The sequence below is a fragment of the Prochlorococcus marinus CUG1417 genome (assembly GCF_017695975.1).
GTDB lineage: Bacteria > Cyanobacteriota > Cyanobacteriia > PCC-6307 > Cyanobiaceae > Prochlorococcus_A > Prochlorococcus_A marinus_AG.
In genome coordinates this window covers 665,352-683,942 of sequence record NZ_JAAORN010000001.1, presented here as the reverse complement: position 1 = coordinate 683,942, position 18,591 = coordinate 665,352, and the positions used below count along the sequence as shown (strand labels likewise).

Below are 18,591 nucleotides of genomic sequence, written 5' to 3'. Positions count from 1 at the left end.
ACAATACTCAAATTCACAGATAAATTAAATTAAAACTTATAAAATAAAGATATAGTTTCCAAATCAAAATAAAACCTCTACATTCCAAATAAATCATTAGATGATATGAATAAAAAAGAAACAACTAATCCTAAAGAACTGAAAAACCAAAACTATGAAGCCAAGAAAATGATTAATTCCCCAAACTTAAAGAAAAAGAAAGATAAGGAGCTTCCATGGTGGGTAGAGTTATTATTTGTTCAAATAGGATTACCAGATAAATTACTAATAAAAATATTAAAAGCAAAAAAAACATCTAAAGAATTTATTAAAAATGAGAAAAAATCAATAATATTATTTTTGTTTGTAATTACTGCATTGGCATATTTTTATCCAGTTATTAAACATGCAAAAAATAAATTAGATTGTGAAGCGATTGCAAAAAATTATATTATTAAAAATAAAAATACCGTAGGAATTGATAATAGAGAAATAAAAATGTTATCTACAAATTTTTGTTATGGTGGCGAAGAAATCTACGAAATAGAAAATTAAAAAAATTAAATTTTGAATTGTTCTCTATAAATAAGCATCTCAATACTATGATAGTAACTTTAAGTTTAATAAAGTTTAAATTTTATTCCTATGACTGATATAAATCAAAAGAAAGAAAACGTAAAAATGCATTTAAAAGTTTTGAGGCAAAACTTAAAGAAAATGCATTTAGAAGTTACGGAAGAATTAATATTACCGAAGCCAGGAGATGTAAAAGACTTGATGAATAAAATGGATAAACTATTAAAATTAATAGAATCAAAATAAACTATAATTTAAATAATTTGGAATCATCAAAAGTAAAAAAAATGAAAATAATAAAACAAATTCCTATGTTAATTTTAATCGCAATTTTCTTAATTTCTTGTAGGACATCCACTAATAAAGAGTATCCCACAAATAATTTGGGGGAAAATATTGAGGATAATCCTAATTCAGAAAAGAAAAGAATGGAAATAAAATTTTCTTGTGGAGAGGATGGTATTTCAGAATACTTAGATGATGGATGGAATATTTTAAAAGAAGAATCCCAAGATAAAATTTGTACCTGGAAATCTGTTCCTGCCACAAAAGATTGCAATATGGAAAAAGATAAAGGATGTAGAATAACAATGCCAGATAAAATAGGTGTAGAGAAAATTTATTTATTGGAAAAATAAATTTAATATATGACTCCAAAATCAGAACACTTAGTCGATTTAATTTTTAAGAAATTAAAGACCTATAAGAATAAAAAAATATGTTTAGAAAAAGATAGTTTGAATAAATTTATTCTTTCACTTTTCAAAGAAAACTGAATGCAGGAATTATTAAACTTAACTGCTATAGTTAAACAAATTTTTAATTAATATATATGGATAGTTTTTCACCATTAACTTTTATTCTGTCAGTAATTTTTATCGTAAGTCTTTATTTTTTATTTAGGGTTACTTCTAGTACAAAGAATTAAAGAATATTTTCACATCTTTCCTAGATGATCGGATCATCTCTTAGAAGTAAAACCGTATGCTTATTTAAACCATCATTAATCCATTCTTTATATTCTTCTAGAACACACTTTTTATCAAAATTATCTAATAAATTAATTCTTTTTTTTGCATTATCTAATGCCAACTTAATACAAAATTTATAATCGTTGGAGTTTTCTTGCATTTGTTTTTATTAAATCTTAGTAAAAATAATTTCTTATTCTGTATTGAAAATTACAATAATAAGCGTTGATTTAATAAGAGTATCAAGCAATACGGAAGAATTTTTAATATATTTAGGATAATAGTTTTCTTTATAATAGACCTATGTCCTACGAAGCAGGCAGTAAAGAATGTAGACATTTAATTGAAGCCAAAGAAAGCCTTCTATCAACATTAGATGCGTTAAGTAATATACATTCGACCGATCTAATACAAAACCAAATTAAAGAAATTTACAATAAATTAGAACAGATGCACGACAATAGAAAAAAAATAGAATCAGCTACAAATTATCTTTAATACATTCAAATTAACTGAAAACCCTCAAAATTGGCTTTTTATCTTGGTTACTTTTTTTTCTGATAATAAATCCATTAAAGCATCAAGCTGAGCGAGTACTTCCTTTGCTTCATTAAGATCTGGCAACAAATCTTCTTTAATGAGCATTTGATGCATCTCTCTAAGCTCTAACCTTATATATCTAAGGTGAGAACAAACTTCCTCTCTCTTAGTTGCACTCATATTTCCTTTATATTCTTTACATTATACAATACGATCTTTTTTGACTCCCATATAAGTTTTGTCAATTTAAAAATTTTTTTTCAAACCCAATAACATATCAAAATCTTTTAAAGTCGAATTGTAGTAATATATCCTTCATGAAAAAGAAAAAATCTAAAAAAAAACAAACTAATTCAAATTTAAAAGATCAAAAATTAGGTCAAACAAAAAATTCTGCGAAATTAGTACTTTTTGTTTTTGGGATAGGCCCAATTATTGGCATAATAATATTTTTATACAGTAAGGGATTTTTTAATTCACCAACTATTTAAAAATAATTATTGAAATTTTTTTAATGAAAATATCCTAAATTCTGCCATTTTTCTAGCATTTTCAGGATTAGATATCAAAAAAGGGTGATCTGATAAAAGTTCTAATACCTTATCTATCTTTAATCGTGTATCATAACAATCAACATTTTCCCATTTCTCATCAAATGACATTGCAAAGCTATCAGCATTATCAAATAGTTTATCCTTCATAATATTTGGAATTTAAATTTAGAAAATTTCAAAAAATCAGAACCAAACTGAAAAAGTAATCAGAAGAAGCATTTAAAACTATCCCCATTAATATTTGAGAAATAAATTTGAAGGAGTGTTCTTTGAAATTATACTTTAAATCCTACTATTTAAATTTAGACATAAGTGCTAATAATCAAAATCCTAGTTAATTTGACAGAAGTGTTACAATATTGACATATGTAAAGACTTATGGAAAATAAAGTTAAAAGGATAGGATATCTTCCTAGAAAAAGAGTACTTGAAATTATTGATCAAATATCCAAGAGCGAATCAATAAGTAGATCTAAAGTAGTTGGAATATTAGTTGAGGAAGCATTAGATGCAAGAGGAATTGCTAATTTTGGATATAGTAACATCAGCAAGTCAAATACATTTAATTCGTATAATTTTAAAGATCTCCAAAATGAAAATACCCACTTAAAAGATGGGGAAGACGAATTTGTTGATGACAGTGGTTACACAGTTGCATCTCACAAAACTTTAGACCGCTCAATATCTTCTGCAGATATAGAATTAGCAAATAAAATTAACATTCTTAAGGAATCAGGATTAATATAACTTTTATTGAGTAATTACTTTATTTTTTAATGCATAATATTGGTTCATTGTTTATTCTTAGTCAAGAATAATATTCTTTTTACATAATTCGAATATTAAATCCTTTCTAATATTAATTTTGTAATTAAAAAATGAAAGATATTAAATGTCCTTCATGTGGCAAAACTTTCCGAATTGATCCCAGCAGCTTTGAAGAAATACTTCTTCAGATTAAAGACGAAGAATTTAATAAACAAATAAAAGAAAGACTTATCTTGGCTGAAGAAGATAATAAAAAAGCTTTAGAAATTTTAAAACGTGAGTTAAAAATAAAGTTAATTGAGCAGAGTCGGATTAAAGAGTCTGAGATCCAAACTCTTGAATCTAAATTAAAAATAGCTGAAGAAAAGAAAACAAATGCTCTTAATGATTTAAAAAATCAAGCAACAAATAAAATTAATTCATTGAATAATGAATTAATCAAGTTGAAAGACGAAATTAAAAACCAGTCTTTAATTTCAGAATTATCTTTAAAAAACAAAATTAGTGAAGCTGTTACTTCTTTAGAAAAAGAAAACTCATCTTTAACAAATTCCATTGAAAAGATGAAGCTTGAACATTCAATTAATGAAAAATTAATTGAAGAAAAGTTTAAAAGCAAAATTAGTGAAAGGGACCTTACTATTCAGGAGTTAAGAGAAATGAAATCTAGATTATCTACAAAGATGATAGGAGAAACATTAGAAATCCATTGCGAAACTCAATTTAATCTTAATCGTGCCTCTGCATTTAAAAACTCATATTTCGAAAAGGATAATGATGCCACTTCAGGAAGTAAAGGTGACTATATATTTAGAGAATTTGATAAAAATAAAACCGAAGTCGTATCTATTATGTTTGAGATGAAGAATGAAAGTTTAAATGGAACTAATAAAAGAAAAAACGAAGATTTTTTAAAAGAATTAGATAAAGATAGAAGACAAAAATCTTGTGAATATGCAGTTCTTGTATCCCTTCTAGAACCAGATAGTGAACTATATAATGCTGGCATAGTAGATGTTTCTCATAGATTCCCAAAAATGTATGTCATAAGACCTCAATTTTTCTTGCCTATTATTTCTCTGCTAAGAAATGCATCTATGGAAACCTTAAAATACAAATCACAAATAGATTTAATGAAACGTGAGAATTTTGACATAACTAATTTTGAAAGTACTCTTGAGCAATTCAAAAATGCAGTTGGTAAAAATGTTTCACTTGCCCAGGACAGATTTAATGATGCAATTTCAGAAATTGATAAATCAATAACCCATTTACAAAAAACTAAAGAGGCTTTAGTTCTCTCAAAAAAACATCTTTTATCTGCTGACAGCAAATCTCAAGATTTGACAGTAAAGAAATTAACCAGAAATAATCCAACCATGAAGAAGAAGTTTAATGATTTAAATAATTTTGAAGATGAAGTAGCCTAATTAAAAAAAGTTTTTAAAATTAATAATAATTAAAAATATATTCAATTTCTAAATTATAAATATACTATAAATAGGAAAATTTCATAGTAAAGAAAATAATGTCTATAAACATTCCTATTTTCAGTATCGCCAAAGATCTTAATGTCGAAAGTAATAGAATATTATTAGCCTGCAAGAAACTTGGAATCAATGCAAAAGGTGCAACAAAAAGATTAAACAAAGAGGAATTAGAAAAAATTAAAAGTTATTTTGAAACGGGCAAAAATGTGTCAGATGAAGTGATCAATTTAAATAATGTTAAAACTAAAAGTAGTTCTAGAAAAATTAAAGAAAAGGTAAAGATAAAATATTTTGCTAACAGACTTATTCGTAAATCTTAAATAAAAATAATTTTTTTTAATTACTTAAAGGGAAAAGCCACAGAAGAAAAAAATAATAATTTATCATAAGTAAAAATACTTAAAATGAGCATAAGCAAAATTTTAAATTCCCTTGAAAAATCTTGGGAAAGAGATGACATTCTTTTAAATATCAAGAATGGGTTAGGGACAGATAAGATAGTTAATGAATTTCTTTTGAAAAACGAAAGACAAATTAAAGAATTAAATTCTTTATTAAGGCCAGAAGATATTGAATTATTAAATCAAGTAGAAAAACTCTCAACTTGCGAATCTAAATTAATAAATGAGATTAAAAATTTAAATTACTTAGAAAATAATGAAAATCATCACATTATGAATAAAAAAAAGATTGTGCCATCTAATAGAGTTGCTTTCAACAAAATCGCTTCATTCATGATTAATTGGAGTAACAAATTTGTAGTTATCGCTTTACTAACAATTTCAGCGATAGCTTTATCAAAACAAGCTTGGGCATAATTAGCTAAATTAACTTCATTGTAAGAGATATAGTTTTGAGAACTAAACAAGAATATTTAATTAGATATGAAGATGGAAATCTTTATTGCGAACTTGCTGATATTTGGATTGATCCAAGCAAGCCAGTAAAAAAGGCATTAATAACTCATGCTCATTTTGATCACTTTACATTTGGCTGTGAAGAATACATTTCTACTAAGGAAACTGCGATACTTCTTAAAGAAAGAGTTGGAGATAATATCAAAATTAAGACTTTTGAATATGGAGAAGAATTTAAGATAAATGGCATTAATATTTCTTTTCATCCATCAGGTCACATCCTTGGATCTAGTCAAATAAGATTTATTTTTGCTGCAGAAAAATGGCTAATTTCAGGTGACTTTAAGCTTCAAAAGGATCAGACTTGCAAACAATATGAAATAGTAAAAACTGATTATTTAATAAGCGAATGTACTTTTGGTTTGCCAATATTTAAGTGGGATGAATCAAATAAAATAGCAAATGATATTTCAAAATGGATAACAAATTCACCAGAAAAAACTTCTTTACTTTTCTGTTATTCACTCGGAAAAGCTCAGAGATTGTTAAACGAAATTAGTCAAACAAATTTTAAAGGCAATATTTATTCCCATGGCAGTATTCACAAAATGAACAATAGTTATAGGGAACTTGGAATTGATATTAAAGATACTATAAAAATTGAAAATAAAGAAAAGATAGATGAACTTAAAGGAAGTCTAATATTATTACCGCCATCTTTAAGTAAGGGTTCTTATTTAAAAAATTTCAAAAACATTCAAACAGCTTTTGCGAGTGGATGGATGTCAATAAGAGCCCTAAGAAAAAGATCAGGATATGATAAAGGATTCGCAATCTCTGATCATGCAGATTGGGATGGAATTCTGAAAGTAGTAAAAAAGTCTGAAGCAAAAAATGTATTTTTTCATCATGGAGATAGTGAAGCCTTAAGTAAATATTTAGTTGAAAAGGAATCAATAAATGTCCTTTTACTAGGTAAATAAATATGAGCTTAAAAAATTTTTCAGAATTATTTAGTGATCTAGATTCAATTAATAGTACAAATAATAAAATTGAAGTTTTAAAGAATTATTTTTTATCTAATGATCCAATAGATAATTCATGGGCAATATATTTACTAACTGGAAAAAGTAATAAGAGATTTATTAGTGGAAGATATTTAAAAAATCTTTTTTCTCAAATATATGAATATCCTAAATGGTTAATTGATATATGTTATTTAAAAGTTGGTGACTCTGCTGAGGTAATAACGTTATTACTTAAAAATAAAACTAATTCTAGAAAAAAGAAATTATCAAATATCAGTCTCAATGAATTACTAAGCGAAGCAATACCTGCATTATCAAAACTTAATGAGGAGGAGAAAAATTTAGAAATTAAAAATCTTTGGGAAACATTACCTGAAGATAACCATCTAATTTTTAATAAAATTCTCACAGGAACTTTTAGAGTAGGAGTCTCTATCGGATTAATCACAAAAGCAATATCAAAACTAATTAATATTGAGGAAGAGATTATTTCTCATAGGTTAATGGGTGATTTTAAACCTTCAGTTGATTCATATGAATTTTTAATTAATAAAAATGTCAATCTTCAAGAGTTAAATTCCAAACCATTTCCATTTCTTCTAGCAAATACTATTGAAAATAAAATCTTCAAAAATTCAATAAATGATTTTCAATTTGAATGGAAATACGACGGTATAAGGATGCAATTAATTAAAAGATTAGGTAATGTTTCGTTATGGACAAGAGGGCAGGAATTAGTAAATCAATCTTTCCCAGAATTAGTAGAGAAAATGTCATATATAAAAGATGATTTTGTTCTTGATGGGGAATTATTAGTTTGGAATTTTAAAGAACAAATTGCCTGTGATTTTTCTTTTCTTCAAAAAAGAATAAATAGAAAGTCTCCTACTAGATCAATCCAAATAAAATATCCAATTATTTTTATTGCATATGATCTTTTAGAGATTAATGGGAGAGATATAAGAGAAATTAAATTAGAAAATAGAAGAATTGAATTAGAAAAATATTTTTCAAAATGGCAAATTAAAACTGAGAATAATATCTCTGATACTTTCAAAATATGTGATTTAATCTTTCCTAAAGATTGGCCTGATGCTTTAACTTATAAAGAAAAATCTCGAGAAAATAATACTGAAGGATTAATAATTAAGAAAAAGACTTCTATATACTCCCCTGGTAGAAAGAAAGGTATTTGGTGGAAATATAAAGTTGATCCTATGCAACTGGATGCTGTTCTAATTTACGCTAAGGGCGGTAGCGGTAGAAGAGCTGGACTTTATACAGATTACAGTTTTGCATTATGGAAAGACAAAGAATTAATTAAATTTGCAAGTGCATATTCTGGTTTAACAAATATTGAGATTAAAGAGCTAGATAAATGGATAAGGAAAAATACAATAAAAAAATTTGGCCCTGTTCGATCGTTAAAACCAGAAATGGTATTCGAAATATCTTTTGAGAAAATACAAATTTCTAAACGTCATAAGTCAGGCATAGCAGTACGATTTCCAAGAATAACAAAATGGAGAAAAGATAAAAATATTAATGATGCAGATAGCCTAGAAAATGCTTATGAACTAATGAAAAAAATATCATGAAAAATATTACGAAAAATAATAAGCAAAATAATTTAATTTCTAAAATTAAACAGTTTTTCTCCACAAATGGATGGGAGCCACTACCATATCAGATCGAATCTTGGGAAGCATTTTTAAATGGAGAGAGTGGAATAATACAAGTTCCTACTGGATGCGGCAAAACTTATGCTGCATTAATGGGACCTCTATCAAAGATAGAAGATCCCAAAAATAATAAAAGTGTGAATATATTATTAATAACCCCTTTAAAAGCATTAAGTAGAGATCTAAAAAATTCCATACAATTAGCAGCCTTGCATTTTAATAAAGAAATCACTGTTGAAATTAGGAACGGGGATACAACCCCATATGAAAAGAAAAAGCAACTAGCTAAACCACCTAATATTCTTATTACCACTCCTGAGTCTTTATCTCTTTTACTTTCCAATAAAGAATCTAATAATATGTTCAAGGAGTTGTCATCAATAATTATTGATGAATGGCATGAATTGATGGGTAGTAAAAGAGGAAACCAGTGCGAGTTATCTTTAAGTTGGCTAAGAGGTAATATAAAAAATTTACAAATTTGGGCAATGTCTGCAACTATTGGAAATATTGAAGAAGCAGCAAGAGCGATAGTTGGGATGAGCGCTATTAAACCCAAAACTATAAGCACAAATATTCAAAAAGAGATCGAAATTATAAGTGTTTTACCAGAGGAGGAAACTACCTTTCCATGGAGTGGGCATCTTGGGATTAGAAGTCATTCTTCACTATTAAAAATCCTTGATAAAAATAAAAGCACCTTATTATTCACCAATACGAGGAATCAATCTGAAAGATGGTATCAATGTCTTAAATTTTTTCTCCCAGAGATGGAAGACAAAATTGCACTTCATCACGGCTCCCTGGATAAAGAAGATAGAAAAAGAGTTGAAGAAGGGGTTAAAGACGGATTAATAAAATGGGTAGTCTGCACCAGCTCGTTAGATTTGGGAATTGACTTCCAACCTGTAGATCAAATAGTCCAAATTGGTAGTGCAAAGAATTTAGCTAGACTTATTCAAAGAGCAGGAAGAAGTGCTCATAGACCAGGAGGAAAATCTAAAATAATTTTTATGCCTACTAATTCTTTAGAATTATTAGAGATTAGTGCAATGAGAAGAATAATAAAAAGTGGTTTATCTGAAGAAATTAGACTGCCTGAATTATCTTATGATGTGCTTCTTCAACATCTAATAAGTTTGGCATGCGGAAATGGCTTTGATCCTACAATTGAGAAGGAAAGAATTAAAAATTGTTGGAGTTATAGAAACTTAAAAGATCAAGATTGGAATTGGTGTCTTGACTTTTTAGAATATGGAGGAAAATGTCTTAAAGCATATCCAAAATATAAAAAGATAGTTAAAGAAGAATCACAAAATAATAATGAAAACTTTAAATATTTTGTAAAAGACAAATCTTTAATAAGAATGCATAAGTTCAATATTGGGACAATTACAAGTGACAAATTTGTAAATGTTAAATATATGAAAGGTAAATCCTTAGGTAATTTAGAAGAGAATTTTGCTTCAAAATTAAATCCTGGAGATACCTTTTACTTTGCCGGTAAAATGCTTCAATTTGTGAGAATCAGAGATATGATTTTATACGTTAAAAAATCAACAAAAAAAAGTTCCCTAATTCCTGCATGGGTTGGAGGTCAAATGGCAATTTCCGATCTGCTTTGTGAAAGATTGAGAAAAGAAATAGATATATGTAATAAATTAGAAAATTATGATTACTTAAATCCTGAACTAAATTCATTACGCCCAATATTGGTTAAACAAAAGGTTCTTTCAAATATTCCAAAGAAAGATGAATTCCTTATAGAAATATATAAAACCAAGGATTTATCAAATCTTTTTGTTTTTTCACTTGATGGCAAATTTGTAAATGAAGGTATTGCATTTCTATGGGCTTTAAGATTCGCAAAATTAAAGCAATCTACATTTAGTATTACTGCTAATGATTTTGGATTCAGCTTAACAACCTCTGAAGATTATGATTTTTCCATAATAAGAAAAGAGACTGATTACTTTTTGGATAACAAAAAATTAGAAGAGGATCTAGAAAATGCAATTAATTTTTCAGAATTAACAAAACGTAGATTTAAAAATATTGCCCAAATTAGTGGACTAGTAAATCAAAATAATCCAACCAAAACAAAAACTACATCTCAACTTCAAATAAGTTCAAGTCTTTTCTACGATGTATTCACTAAATATGAAGAAGGCCATCTTTTGATAAAACAAGCGCATCAAGAAGTAAAAGAATATCAATTAGAAAATAAAAGAATATCTAGATCATTAGAAAGATTAAAAAATTTAAAAATGATATTAAACGAGATTAAAACTCCAACTCCTTTTGCTTTCCCTTTATTAGTTGAGAGACTTAAAAATACCTTAAGTAATGAACCAATAGAAAAAAGAGTAGAAAAACTTATAAAAAACTATAGTGTTTAAATGAAAAAAAGTACGTTTAAATTTTACTGGGAAGATACATTATTAGAAATGCTTCCTTCAAGAGCATTATTTCTCCCGGAAACAAAAGAATTGTTAATAAGTGATATTCATCTTGGCAAAGCTGAGTATTTTCAGCAAAATGGTATCCCTCTAACTAATAATTTAGATGAAAATAATTTCGCAAGAATAAAAAAATTAGTAAAAAAATATAGTCCTGAAAAGTTAATAATTTTGGGAGATTTATTCCACAGTAAATTTTCAATAAATAAAACTCTTAAAAAAAAAGTTGAGGATCTTCCTGAACTTCTAAAAACTAATGTTGAACTCGTCCTTGGAAATCATGATATAGGTTGTGATATTAAAAATTTAAAAATTTTTGATATTAGAAAAACGAACAATATTACCTTAAGCCATGAGCCAGTTAATTTAGAGGATAATAAAACTTTGAATATTTGTGGACATTATCATCCAAAACTACATTTAAAGAATAATGGAGATAAATTATCCTTTAGGTGTTTTGCGATGGATGAGAATAAAAAAACTTTATATTTACCTGCATTTGGAGACTTAACAGGAGGATATCCCTGTAAAAAGTCATTTAGAAAATGGGCAATAGTTTCTGAAAAAGAAATTATCGAAATAAAATCCTAAGAAAATCTTTCTAAAATGAATTAAATTTTTATTTAGATATACCAATTTATACTTAAAAGCCTCGTTTATTTTTTTTTTCAATTAATTTAAAATTGCCATCCATTTTTTTAAACAAAATTGTTAATTAAAGAGTTTATAAAACTATTGACCCTTTCTTTAGATGGCTATCCACGTTATAAAAAAAATAAACACATTTTATAGAAATGAAAAAATTAATAACCTTGATTTTATTTCCATTTCTTATCACTCCATTTGTTACAAAAGCAAATGAAAATTTTTCTGTTGAGATAGAGGCCCTAACCCTCGTAATGGAACAATATAAAGAAGATACTGAATCTAGTACTGAATTAAATATAGAAGATAAAAAGCCAAGTTATATGGCCCTTAAACAAGACGAATGCAATGCCACCGTTGAAGTTACAGAAAAAACAGGATTAGAGGTTGTAAATATTGAATCTTTCGATGTAAATGTCTGTTTGAAAGAAATTCAAAAAGTAATTAATTAAATAAATAAACACGCAATAAAAAATAATCAATACAAACAAATAAAAAAGGTCTTTTACTTAAAGAAGGTAAGACCTCGAGACCTAACAGAAAACTTTGGAACGGGTTCTGCATATTTAATTAATAACTACAATTAAATTACATGGGTGTAGTTAAATGTACAAAAACTAAAAAAATATCTTTTAAATATTTATTTCTTCTTTGATAATGTTTGTGATTCTTCTCTTGACATTAAAGCCTCGATTTGAGCAAGAACTTTTTGAAGTTCATCCGTTTTTGTAAGAGAGGCTTCTGCTACTTCTCTTAATTTTTCTAACTGTTCTTTAGTTTTATCCATGATAAATAAATTAGAAATTAACCATTTTCATAAATGGTTTTAATACAGATTTTTGACTCCCACACAAATTTATATTCTCTCTTTTTTTTATAAAGTCAAATAAATATCTCTTTATTAAAGTTTTATGAGGACTTCCTATTAATTCTTTATTTATTTTTGAAACCATAAGATTACCTGAAATAGAAATACTTTTAAATTATGAAGTAAATACAGGCAATCCTATTGTTGCAGTGGTTATGACAGCCCCTGCAAAAATCAAGAAAGGTAGAAAAGGATAATTTTTCAAAGCTAGTGCATCAATTCGAAATAACTATATAGGTATTTATACTGTTTGTCCACCCCTAAACCTTCTTAAAAGTAAAAATTATTCTTTTAAAAGTAAAAATTTAACATCAGCCAAATTTACCTGATATATATTCCTGAGTGGTTTTTTCTTTTGGAGAGTTAAAAATTTTCTTTGTCGAATTAAATTCTGCAAGGTAACCAACCTTCCCTCCATCACCATCTTCATATTCAATAGCATTAAAAAATGCAGTCATATCACTGACTCTCAAAGCCTGTTGCATATTATGAGTAACAATTATTATTGTGTAATTCTTTTTAAGTTCATGCATTGTCTCTTCTATTTTCAAGGTAGAGATTGGGTCTAAAGCCGAGCATGGCTCATCCATGAGAATTATTTCAGGCTCAATAGCAATGGTTCTGGCGATACATAATCTTTGTTGTTGTCCACCAGATAAAGAGTAGCCACTATCATTTAATTTATCCTTACATTCGTCCCATAATGCTGCCTTTCTTAGAGAACTTTCAACTAATTCATCCATATCTCCTGTAAAGCCATTAATTCTTGCTCCAAATGCGATATTTTCGTAGATAGATTTAGGAAAAGGATTAGGCTGTTGAAAAACCATTCCAATTCTTCTTCTCACTTCAACTGGATCTACTCTTTTATCGTAAATATTAGTTCCGTCAAAAAGGACGGTTCCCTTTAGTGAGCAATTAGGAATTAAATCGTTCATCCTATTTAAAGATCTAAGAACAGTAGATTTACCGCAACCTGAAGGGCCAATAAGAGAAGTTATATTTCCTTTTTTAAAGTTACAAAAAACATTTCTTACTGCTTCAAAACTTCCATAGCTAATAGAAACATTCTCAAGAGATAAAATAATATTCTTTGGAGTTTTTTTATTAGTTTTAATCATTTATACTCTCTTAGTTTTCTCAGTAAAAGCGGCCAATATCCTTGAAAATATATTTACTGATAGTATCGACAAAACAAGAATAAAGGAAGCAGCCCAGGCTAATTTATTCTGTGCATCGTAAGGTTCAAGTGCAAAATTATAAATAAGAACTGCTAAAGAACCCATTTCATAAAACAAGTCTCCAAAGCCTGTTATGTAATAGTAAGAGAATAAAGCCGTAAATATCAAAGGTGCTGTTTCGCCTGCTGCTCTTGCGATTCCAAGCACAACGCCAGTAGCAATAGATCTAAATGCAGAGGGCAAAGTAACTTTCAATATAGTTGTATACATACTTGCTCCAACTCCAAGAGAAGCATATCTCAACTCATTAGGAACCAGCTTTAAACCTTCATCAGTCGTCTTTATCACAGTAGGCAACATTAATATTGAAAGCGCCATCCCTCCAGCCATACCACTGTACATACTCCCAAACAAAATCTTTGTAGAAACAATTAAGGCATAAATAAATACACCGGCAATTATTGAGGGGACTCCAGCTAAAACATTTACCCCAAATCTAATAAACCTTGAAAAAGCACCGCCTTTAGAATATTCCGCCAGATATATTCCACCGCCAACACCCACTGGTATCGCTATAATTGAAGCAATGGTAGTTATTATCAATGTCCCTATTAATGCAGGATTAATACCACCTGCATCTAAATCATCTCCAGGAGGATTTGGTTCTAAGGTAAATAATTCTGGTGTAATTTGAGATCCACCTTTGATGAGAATGTAAGTCACCAGAAAAATCAACGGGAGTATTGCTATCAATGCACAAATTACTGATAAAGAAGTAAAAAATTTATCTCCTATATTTCTTGATAATCTTTTCTGGTAAAAAAGTGAATTCATAATTATCTAATATTTGAGACTAAATTTCTTAACTAGCCATTGCGCAAAGATATTGACTACTAAAGATAGGATCATCAGTACAAAAGCCGCATAAAAAAGTGATGAAACCTGACTTCCGTCGGCCTCACCAAACTGGTTTGCAAGCATGGAGGAAATGGTATATCCAGGAGACAATAGAGACCAACTAAATGCATTGGAATTACCAATAATCATTGTTACAGCCATTGTTTCTCCCATTGCCCTGCCTAAAGCCAATAAAACACCTGCCATAATTCCTGATAAAGCTGCCGGCAAGATTACTGAGAATATTGTTTTCCATCTACTAGCTCCAATTCCATATGCTGCATTTCTTAACTTTTTAGGAACCTGATTAAGAGAATCTCTAGCTATAGATGTCACTATTGGCAAAAGCATTACTACTAAAATCAATATTGCTAACAAAGAATTCCTACCTGTAGGTTCTGTACTGAATAAAGGTATCCAACCAAAGAAATTATGTAAAAAGACAAAAAAGGCTCTGAAAAAAGGTTCCATAACAAATATTGCCCAGAGTCCTAAGACAACTGATGGAATAGCTGCTAATAATTCGACAAATGAACCTATTATTTCTCTAAAAACTTTCGGGACGAAGTCCTCGGTAATAAATATTGCAGTTCCAACACCCAAAGGAATAGTTATTAATAACGAAAGGAATGAAGTTACTAATGTTCCATATATTGCAGTAAAAGCTCCGTATTCATCTTTTACAGGATTCCATTCAGAGGTTACTAAAAACTTCAATCCATACCTTGAAAAGGATTCAAATGACTGGAAAAAAACTACTAAAATAATTCCTAAAAGTATTATTGCTACGAAACTAGACAAGACTAGGGCAGTATTCTTGAAGATAATATCTATATTTTTTTCGATACCGAATCTTTTACGATTCTTGAAAAGAGTTAATTTCTCTTCCATTAAAAAAAGAATATCTCTATAAATCTACTACTAAATGCTGTAAAAGACTTTAAGAGGACTTAAAGGTATATGAAAGTCATGATAATTTAACATCTATTAAAAAATTTAACTACCTATTTTTTCAACGGCAGCTCTTGATTTCAAAAGGATATTCCCTTTTAAGGGGATAAATCCAAGGGATGAAGCCTTATCTTGATACTCATCACTTAACAATGTATTAAAGGCTTGTTTGATTGCTTTAGTATTTCTACCATTACCTTTTTCGTAAGCAAGTATCCATGTCAATGAAGCTATAGGGTACGCTCCTTTTGCTGTTGGATTAGGATTTTTACCCGCAAGATTTTCATCTAACGTAATACCATTAAGAGCCTTAGCTCCTGCTTCTGCAGATGGTTTTAGAAACTCCCCTGAAAGATTTTGAAGTGCAGCAGCCTTAACATTACCTTTAATATATGACTGATTTACATACCCAATTGCACCTGGAGTGTTTTGAATTACACCTGCAACACCAGAATTACCTTTTGCTCCAACGCCTGCTGGCCACTTAACTGATTTACCAGTACCTAAATTCCAAGTTTTAGAGAAAGCCTCCATAGAATTTGTAAAAGCTTTAGTCGTGCCTGAACCGTCGGAACGATGTGTCCAAGTTAACTTTCCTGATTTACAGCCTAATTCTTTCCAGTTTTTAACCATACCCATTGCAACTCGTACTGCTTGCTCTTGTGTTAGTTTCAGGTCGCAATCATAGTTATATCCAAACGCAATTGTTCCACCTACCATCGGTATTTGCACAAGTCCTCTAGTAACTTTTTTTATATCAGCTTCTTTCATAGGATCATCAGAAGCACCAAAATTTACAGTTTCGTCTATGAAAGCTTTTCTTCCAGATCCAGAACCTACTGCTTGATAATTAACTCTAGGACCTCCAGATTTAGCTAAGTCAAAAAACCACCTAGTATAAATTTTGGAGGGAAATGTAGCACCTGCTCCGCTCAATCTTTTTGAAGCAATCGCTCCTTGAGAGAGAACTAATGAGATAGTAGAAGAAAAAATAAGGATTTTTTTTAAAATGCTCACTTTGTAATCAGAAATGAGTCTGTTAAATATAAATTACAATCATGAGGTAATAAAAAATTTAAAGATATACAAATCAAATTATTTTGATATATAAAATTATTATGTATATATCGGCATTAAGAGCTCAGCTAGTAATTCAAATTTCAATTAAATATCAACTTCTTATTTAGAATTTAATTTTTGTTGTTACTCTGTTTTTATTTTGAGATTTGAATTCAAAAAGTCCTTTATCAGTAAATATGGTCAGCTCATCTCCAGATGTTTCTTCAATTGCAATTCCCTCAGACTCTATATTTTTAACATAAACATTCCCAATAAGTTTTAAAGATTTATCATCCTTGTCAAAAGAAAGCTTGTCAGAATAAGCCTCAAAATTACCACTATTACTCTTAATAACTACATTCCCCTTAGCCTCTAAATCACCTTCTAAAGTATTTATTTGAGAATCAGATGTAATTGTGTAATTAGTTAATTCCTCAGCAAAAGAATATTCAGCTAATAAAAATAAAAAAGATGCAAAAAATAAGCTTTTCATTTACTCCCAACCCTTTTCTGCATTTTGAATAATCCATTGTGCAAGAACCTTATCCTCTCCATCCTTCAATTTATTTTTATAACCTTTCATAAAACCAATCCCATCATTAGCAATTATTGTTATTGAATTTACATCTGCTATTCCTCTTTTTTCAAGGTCGGAAAGTTTTAATGATTTAGATCCTTTGAGAACGACTAATCCACCTCTTACATGGCAGCCTGCACAAACATTTCTAAAAATTGTTTCTCCATCTCTAATATCAGAAGCCATTAGATATCTATTTTGCAGAGAGGTATGAAAAATAATTATTAAAGTTATTAAAGGAATTACAAATAGAAATTTAAATATTTTCATTTGATTTATTCCACCCACAATCAATTTAGCAATTAATTCTGAATCTCGATCAATCTACTTTAATAGCTCTACTGCTACAACAAGATTACCTAACAGACCATTCAAAATATTTAGCTGTTCTTTACTACCAAAGGCTATTAATACCTGACCTGGTTGAAGTATGAAATTACCTCCAGGATTAGTGAACAACTTTTCATTTTCTTTAATGGCTAATATTTTTGCACCGCTCTTTTTCCCTATTCCAAGTTCAGAAAGTGATCTTTTCTCCGCAGTTTCAAAAAGACTAATATCATTACTTAATTCAAATTCTTCAATTTCACATTCACTTCCTGCTAAAAGATCTAGAAAATCAATGGCTATTGGTCTTAAAGCCATTGAGGCCATTGCTCTACCTGCAGCTATATAAGGGCTTACAACTATACTTGCCCCGGCTAATCTCAACTTACTTGCGGCTTCTTCAGTTCCAGCTCTTGCAATTACTCTTATAGAACTTCTTATCCCTTTAGCGCTTAAAACCACATATAAATTAGCAGCATCATTGGGCAAAGTAACAACCAAACTTTTGCATTTTTCTAATCCTGCCAGTTTTAACGTCTCATCAAGAGTTGCATCAGCACAAAGAACTTCTAACCCATTTTCTTCAGCAATCTTTTTTCTATCTTCGTCACTCTCAACAACGATAATTGGAATATTTTGCGTTTTTATTTGGTTAGATATTTCCTGACCTACCCTCCCATATCCGCACAAAATTACATGATTTTCCATTTTTCTAAGAAGTCTTTTAAAACGTAATTCGTTTACTCTTTGAAAATAGCCGGATTCGAATAATCTTACAGCTTTTTGAAAGGTAAATTGAATAAAGATCAATCCGCCAACGATTACTAAAACAGTTACGATCCTGCCTTCAGAGCTTAAAGGTTGAACTTCTCCAAAACCAATAGTGGTTATTGTGATCAGAACCATCCATAGGCAATCACTCCATTCCCATCCTTCTGTTATTCGATAGCCAATTGCACCTAAAAAGAACAGAAAGAATAAAGAATAAATAAGACCAAACCAAGGTCTTAAATAGTCTTTAATAAAATAGAACTCAAATAATCTAAGCTTCATATCCCTTATTATCGTTAACTATTCAAAAATTTCAAAAAAATTTTCTATTATGTTCCTAAAACTATTTATTTGTTTAAGTGAAATACATATTAAGCAGGATAATAATATTTATTTTCGTAGCTCTATGCG

General features: G+C 28.9%; 25 protein-coding genes. 14 read left to right on the top strand and 11 right to left on the bottom strand.

Going from position 1 to position 18,591, the window contains the following annotated elements; translation table 11 throughout:
• Positions 1 to 105: 105 nt before the first annotated feature.
• The 3 genes from HA140_RS03920 (at position 106) to HA140_RS03910 (ending at position 1,193) form a co-directional block, all read left to right on the top strand.
• Positions 106 to 534 carry a hypothetical protein gene (locus HA140_RS03920; RefSeq protein WP_209039817.1) on the top strand — a complete coding sequence of 143 codons (429 nt, stop codon included), beginning with the start codon at positions 106 to 108 and terminating at the stop codon, positions 532 to 534.
• 90 nt (positions 535 to 624) lie between these two features.
• Positions 625 to 801: a hypothetical protein gene (locus HA140_RS03915; RefSeq protein ID WP_209039816.1), complete on the top strand. Its 177-nt coding sequence runs from the start codon at positions 625 to 627 to the stop codon at positions 799 to 801.
• A 41-nt stretch (positions 802 to 842) separates the two neighbouring features.
• Positions 843 to 1,193: an alpha-2-macroglobulin gene (locus HA140_RS03910; protein ID WP_209039815.1), complete on the top strand. Its 351-nt coding sequence runs from the start codon at positions 843 to 845 to the stop codon at positions 1,191 to 1,193.
• 310 nt (positions 1,194 to 1,503) lie between these two features.
• Here the strand turns inward: HA140_RS03910 and HA140_RS03905 are convergent, their stop codons facing one another.
• Complete coding sequence (locus HA140_RS03905; RefSeq protein ID WP_079294261.1) at positions 1,504 to 1,686, bottom strand: hypothetical protein; 183 nt, start codon at positions 1,684 to 1,686, stop codon at positions 1,504 to 1,506.
• Between the two features lie 143 nt (positions 1,687 to 1,829).
• Here HA140_RS03905 and HA140_RS03900 point away from each other — a divergent pair, with 143 nt between their 5' ends.
• Positions 1,830 to 2,024: a hypothetical protein gene (locus HA140_RS03900; RefSeq protein ID WP_079297247.1), complete on the top strand. Its 195-nt coding sequence runs from the start codon at positions 1,830 to 1,832 to the stop codon at positions 2,022 to 2,024.
• A 24-nt stretch (positions 2,025 to 2,048) separates the two neighbouring features.
• Here the strand turns inward: HA140_RS03900 and HA140_RS03895 are convergent, their stop codons facing one another.
• Positions 2,049 to 2,246 (bottom strand): hypothetical protein, encoded by a 198-nt coding sequence (locus tag HA140_RS03895; RefSeq protein ID WP_162503331.1) that lies wholly within the window; start codon positions 2,244 to 2,246, stop codon positions 2,049 to 2,051.
• A gap of 137 nt (positions 2,247 to 2,383) precedes the next feature.
• Here HA140_RS03895 and HA140_RS03890 point away from each other — a divergent pair, with 137 nt between their 5' ends.
• Positions 2,384 to 2,557 carry a hypothetical protein gene (locus tag HA140_RS03890; RefSeq protein WP_011818237.1) on the top strand — a complete coding sequence of 58 codons (174 nt, stop codon included), beginning with the start codon at positions 2,384 to 2,386 and terminating at the stop codon, positions 2,555 to 2,557.
• A 6-nt stretch (positions 2,558 to 2,563) separates the two neighbouring features.
• Here the strand turns inward: HA140_RS03890 and HA140_RS03885 are convergent, their stop codons facing one another.
• Positions 2,564 to 2,767, bottom strand: a complete 204-nt coding sequence (locus tag HA140_RS03885; protein ID WP_209039814.1) for a hypothetical protein — start codon at positions 2,765 to 2,767, stop codon at positions 2,564 to 2,566.
• Positions 2,768 to 2,998: 231 nt separating this feature from the next.
• Here HA140_RS03885 and HA140_RS03880 point away from each other — a divergent pair, with 231 nt between their 5' ends.
• The 9 genes from HA140_RS03880 (at position 2,999) to HA140_RS03840 (ending at position 12,001) form a co-directional block, all read left to right on the top strand.
• A complete protein-coding gene (locus tag HA140_RS03880) occupies positions 2,999 to 3,367 on the top strand; it encodes a CopG family transcriptional regulator (RefSeq protein ID WP_209039813.1) in 369 nt (122 codons plus the stop codon).
• 131 nt (positions 3,368 to 3,498) lie between these two features.
• On the top strand, positions 3,499 to 4,818 hold the full coding sequence (locus HA140_RS03875) for a DUF2130 domain-containing protein (protein ID WP_209039812.1): 1,320 nt from the start codon (positions 3,499 to 3,501) through the stop codon (positions 4,816 to 4,818).
• A 98-nt stretch (positions 4,819 to 4,916) separates the two neighbouring features.
• Positions 4,917 to 5,198 (top strand): translation initiation factor IF-2 N-terminal domain-containing protein, encoded by a 282-nt coding sequence (locus HA140_RS03870; RefSeq protein WP_209039811.1) that lies wholly within the window; start codon positions 4,917 to 4,919, stop codon positions 5,196 to 5,198.
• An 84-nt stretch (positions 5,199 to 5,282) separates the two neighbouring features.
• Positions 5,283 to 5,696, top strand: coding sequence for a competence protein ComC (locus tag HA140_RS03865; RefSeq protein WP_209039810.1), 414 nt, complete (start codon positions 5,283 to 5,285; stop codon positions 5,694 to 5,696).
• A gap of 35 nt (positions 5,697 to 5,731) precedes the next feature.
• Positions 5,732 to 6,718 carry a ligase-associated DNA damage response exonuclease gene (locus HA140_RS03860; RefSeq protein ID WP_209039809.1) on the top strand — a complete coding sequence of 329 codons (987 nt, stop codon included), beginning with the start codon at positions 5,732 to 5,734 and terminating at the stop codon, positions 6,716 to 6,718.
• Positions 6,719 to 6,720: 2 nt separating this feature from the next.
• Positions 6,721 to 8,361 (top strand): ATP-dependent DNA ligase, encoded by a 1,641-nt coding sequence (locus HA140_RS03855; protein WP_209039808.1) that lies wholly within the window; start codon positions 6,721 to 6,723, stop codon positions 8,359 to 8,361.
• A complete protein-coding gene (locus tag HA140_RS03850; protein ID WP_209039807.1) occupies positions 8,358 to 10,844 on the top strand; it encodes a ligase-associated DNA damage response DEXH box helicase in 2,487 nt (828 codons plus the stop codon). The genes HA140_RS03855 and HA140_RS03850 overlap by 4 nt, the downstream gene beginning before the upstream one ends.
• Positions 10,845 to 11,495, top strand: coding sequence for a ligase-associated DNA damage response endonuclease PdeM (gene pdeM / locus HA140_RS03845; RefSeq protein ID WP_209039806.1), 651 nt, complete (start codon positions 10,845 to 10,847; stop codon positions 11,493 to 11,495).
• A 203-nt stretch (positions 11,496 to 11,698) separates the two neighbouring features.
• On the top strand, positions 11,699 to 12,001 hold the full coding sequence (locus HA140_RS03840; protein ID WP_209039805.1) for a hypothetical protein: 303 nt from the start codon (positions 11,699 to 11,701) through the stop codon (positions 11,999 to 12,001).
• 188 nt (positions 12,002 to 12,189) lie between these two features.
• On the opposite strand, the gene HA140_RS03835 is transcribed toward HA140_RS03840, so the two are convergent.
• From HA140_RS03835 to HA140_RS03800, 8 genes are all read right to left on the bottom strand, one after another.
• On the bottom strand, positions 12,190 to 12,336 hold the full coding sequence (locus HA140_RS03835; protein ID WP_002808068.1) for a hypothetical protein: 147 nt from the start codon (positions 12,334 to 12,336) through the stop codon (positions 12,190 to 12,192).
• Between the two features lie 392 nt (positions 12,337 to 12,728).
• Complete coding sequence (pstB, locus tag HA140_RS03830) at positions 12,729 to 13,538, bottom strand: phosphate ABC transporter ATP-binding protein PstB (protein ID WP_209039804.1); 810 nt, start codon at positions 13,536 to 13,538, stop codon at positions 12,729 to 12,731.
• Entirely contained in the window at positions 13,539 to 14,432 is an 894-nt protein-coding gene (gene pstA / locus HA140_RS03825) for a phosphate ABC transporter permease PstA (RefSeq protein WP_209039803.1), read from the bottom strand.
• A gap of 6 nt (positions 14,433 to 14,438) precedes the next feature.
• Positions 14,439 to 15,386, bottom strand: coding sequence for a phosphate ABC transporter permease subunit PstC (gene pstC / locus HA140_RS03820; RefSeq protein ID WP_032524262.1), 948 nt, complete (start codon positions 15,384 to 15,386; stop codon positions 14,439 to 14,441).
• 105 nt (positions 15,387 to 15,491) lie between these two features.
• Positions 15,492 to 16,463 carry a phosphate ABC transporter substrate-binding protein PstS gene (pstS, locus tag HA140_RS03815; protein WP_209039802.1) on the bottom strand — a complete coding sequence of 324 codons (972 nt, stop codon included), beginning with the start codon at positions 16,461 to 16,463 and terminating at the stop codon, positions 15,492 to 15,494.
• Between the two features lie 166 nt (positions 16,464 to 16,629).
• The gene (locus HA140_RS03810; RefSeq protein WP_209039801.1) at positions 16,630 to 16,998 is read right to left on the bottom strand and encodes a hypothetical protein; all 369 of its coding nucleotides are present in this window, start codon (positions 16,996 to 16,998) and stop codon (positions 16,630 to 16,632) included.
• Positions 16,999 to 17,352, bottom strand: coding sequence for a c-type cytochrome (locus tag HA140_RS03805; protein ID WP_209039800.1), 354 nt, complete (start codon positions 17,350 to 17,352; stop codon positions 16,999 to 17,001). It lies immediately after the preceding gene.
• A gap of 54 nt (positions 17,353 to 17,406) precedes the next feature.
• A complete protein-coding gene (locus tag HA140_RS03800; RefSeq protein ID WP_209039799.1) occupies positions 17,407 to 18,462 on the bottom strand; it encodes a potassium channel family protein in 1,056 nt (351 codons plus the stop codon).
• Positions 18,463 to 18,591: the final 129 nt, after the last annotated feature.

Excerpts from the sequence above, each read along its gene's own strand:
- HA140_RS03835 (WP_002808068.1), bottom strand. The coding sequence starts at position 12,336 with ATGGATAAAACTAAAGAACAGTTAGAAAAATTAAGAGAAGTAGCAGAA.
- HA140_RS03895 (WP_162503331.1), bottom strand. The coding sequence starts at position 2,246 with ATGAGTGCAACTAAGAGAGAGGAAGTTTGTTCTCACCTTAGATATATA.
- HA140_RS03855 (WP_209039808.1), top strand. The coding sequence starts at position 6,721 with ATGAGCTTAAAAAATTTTTCAGAATTATTTAGTGATCTAGATTCAATT.
- HA140_RS03805 (WP_209039800.1), bottom strand. The coding sequence starts at position 17,352 with ATGAAAATATTTAAATTTCTATTTGTAATTCCTTTAATAACTTTAATA.
- HA140_RS03875 (WP_209039812.1), top strand. The coding sequence starts at position 3,499 with ATGAAAGATATTAAATGTCCTTCATGTGGCAAAACTTTCCGAATTGAT.
- HA140_RS03900 (WP_079297247.1), top strand. The coding sequence starts at position 1,830 with ATGTCCTACGAAGCAGGCAGTAAAGAATGTAGACATTTAATTGAAGCC.
- HA140_RS03905 (WP_079294261.1), bottom strand. The coding sequence starts at position 1,686 with ATGCAAGAAAACTCCAACGATTATAAATTTTGTATTAAGTTGGCATTA.
- HA140_RS03810 (WP_209039801.1), bottom strand. The coding sequence starts at position 16,998 with ATGAAAAGCTTATTTTTTGCATCTTTTTTATTTTTATTAGCTGAATAT.
- pstB (WP_209039804.1), bottom strand. The coding sequence starts at position 13,538 with ATGATTAAAACTAATAAAAAAACTCCAAAGAATATTATTTTATCTCTT.
- HA140_RS03915 (WP_209039816.1), top strand. The coding sequence starts at position 625 with ATGACTGATATAAATCAAAAGAAAGAAAACGTAAAAATGCATTTAAAA.
- HA140_RS03890 (WP_011818237.1), top strand. The coding sequence starts at position 2,384 with ATGAAAAAGAAAAAATCTAAAAAAAAACAAACTAATTCAAATTTAAAA.
- HA140_RS03865 (WP_209039810.1), top strand. The coding sequence starts at position 5,283 with ATGAGCATAAGCAAAATTTTAAATTCCCTTGAAAAATCTTGGGAAAGA.
- pdeM (WP_209039806.1), top strand. The coding sequence starts at position 10,845 with ATGAAAAAAAGTACGTTTAAATTTTACTGGGAAGATACATTATTAGAA.
- HA140_RS03840 (WP_209039805.1), top strand. The coding sequence starts at position 11,699 with ATGAAAAAATTAATAACCTTGATTTTATTTCCATTTCTTATCACTCCA.
- HA140_RS03800 (WP_209039799.1), bottom strand. The coding sequence starts at position 18,462 with ATGAAGCTTAGATTATTTGAGTTCTATTTTATTAAAGACTATTTAAGA.
- pstC (WP_032524262.1), bottom strand. The coding sequence starts at position 15,386 with ATGGAAGAGAAATTAACTCTTTTCAAGAATCGTAAAAGATTCGGTATC.
- HA140_RS03910 (WP_209039815.1), top strand. The coding sequence starts at position 843 with ATGAAAATAATAAAACAAATTCCTATGTTAATTTTAATCGCAATTTTC.
- HA140_RS03850 (WP_209039807.1), top strand. The coding sequence starts at position 8,358 with ATGAAAAATATTACGAAAAATAATAAGCAAAATAATTTAATTTCTAAA.
- HA140_RS03920 (WP_209039817.1), top strand. The coding sequence starts at position 106 with ATGAATAAAAAAGAAACAACTAATCCTAAAGAACTGAAAAACCAAAAC.
- HA140_RS03880 (WP_209039813.1), top strand. The coding sequence starts at position 2,999 with ATGGAAAATAAAGTTAAAAGGATAGGATATCTTCCTAGAAAAAGAGTA.
- HA140_RS03885 (WP_209039814.1), bottom strand. The coding sequence starts at position 2,767 with ATGAAGGATAAACTATTTGATAATGCTGATAGCTTTGCAATGTCATTT.
- pstA (WP_209039803.1), bottom strand. The coding sequence starts at position 14,432 with ATGAATTCACTTTTTTACCAGAAAAGATTATCAAGAAATATAGGAGAT.
- HA140_RS03870 (WP_209039811.1), top strand. The coding sequence starts at position 4,917 with ATGTCTATAAACATTCCTATTTTCAGTATCGCCAAAGATCTTAATGTC.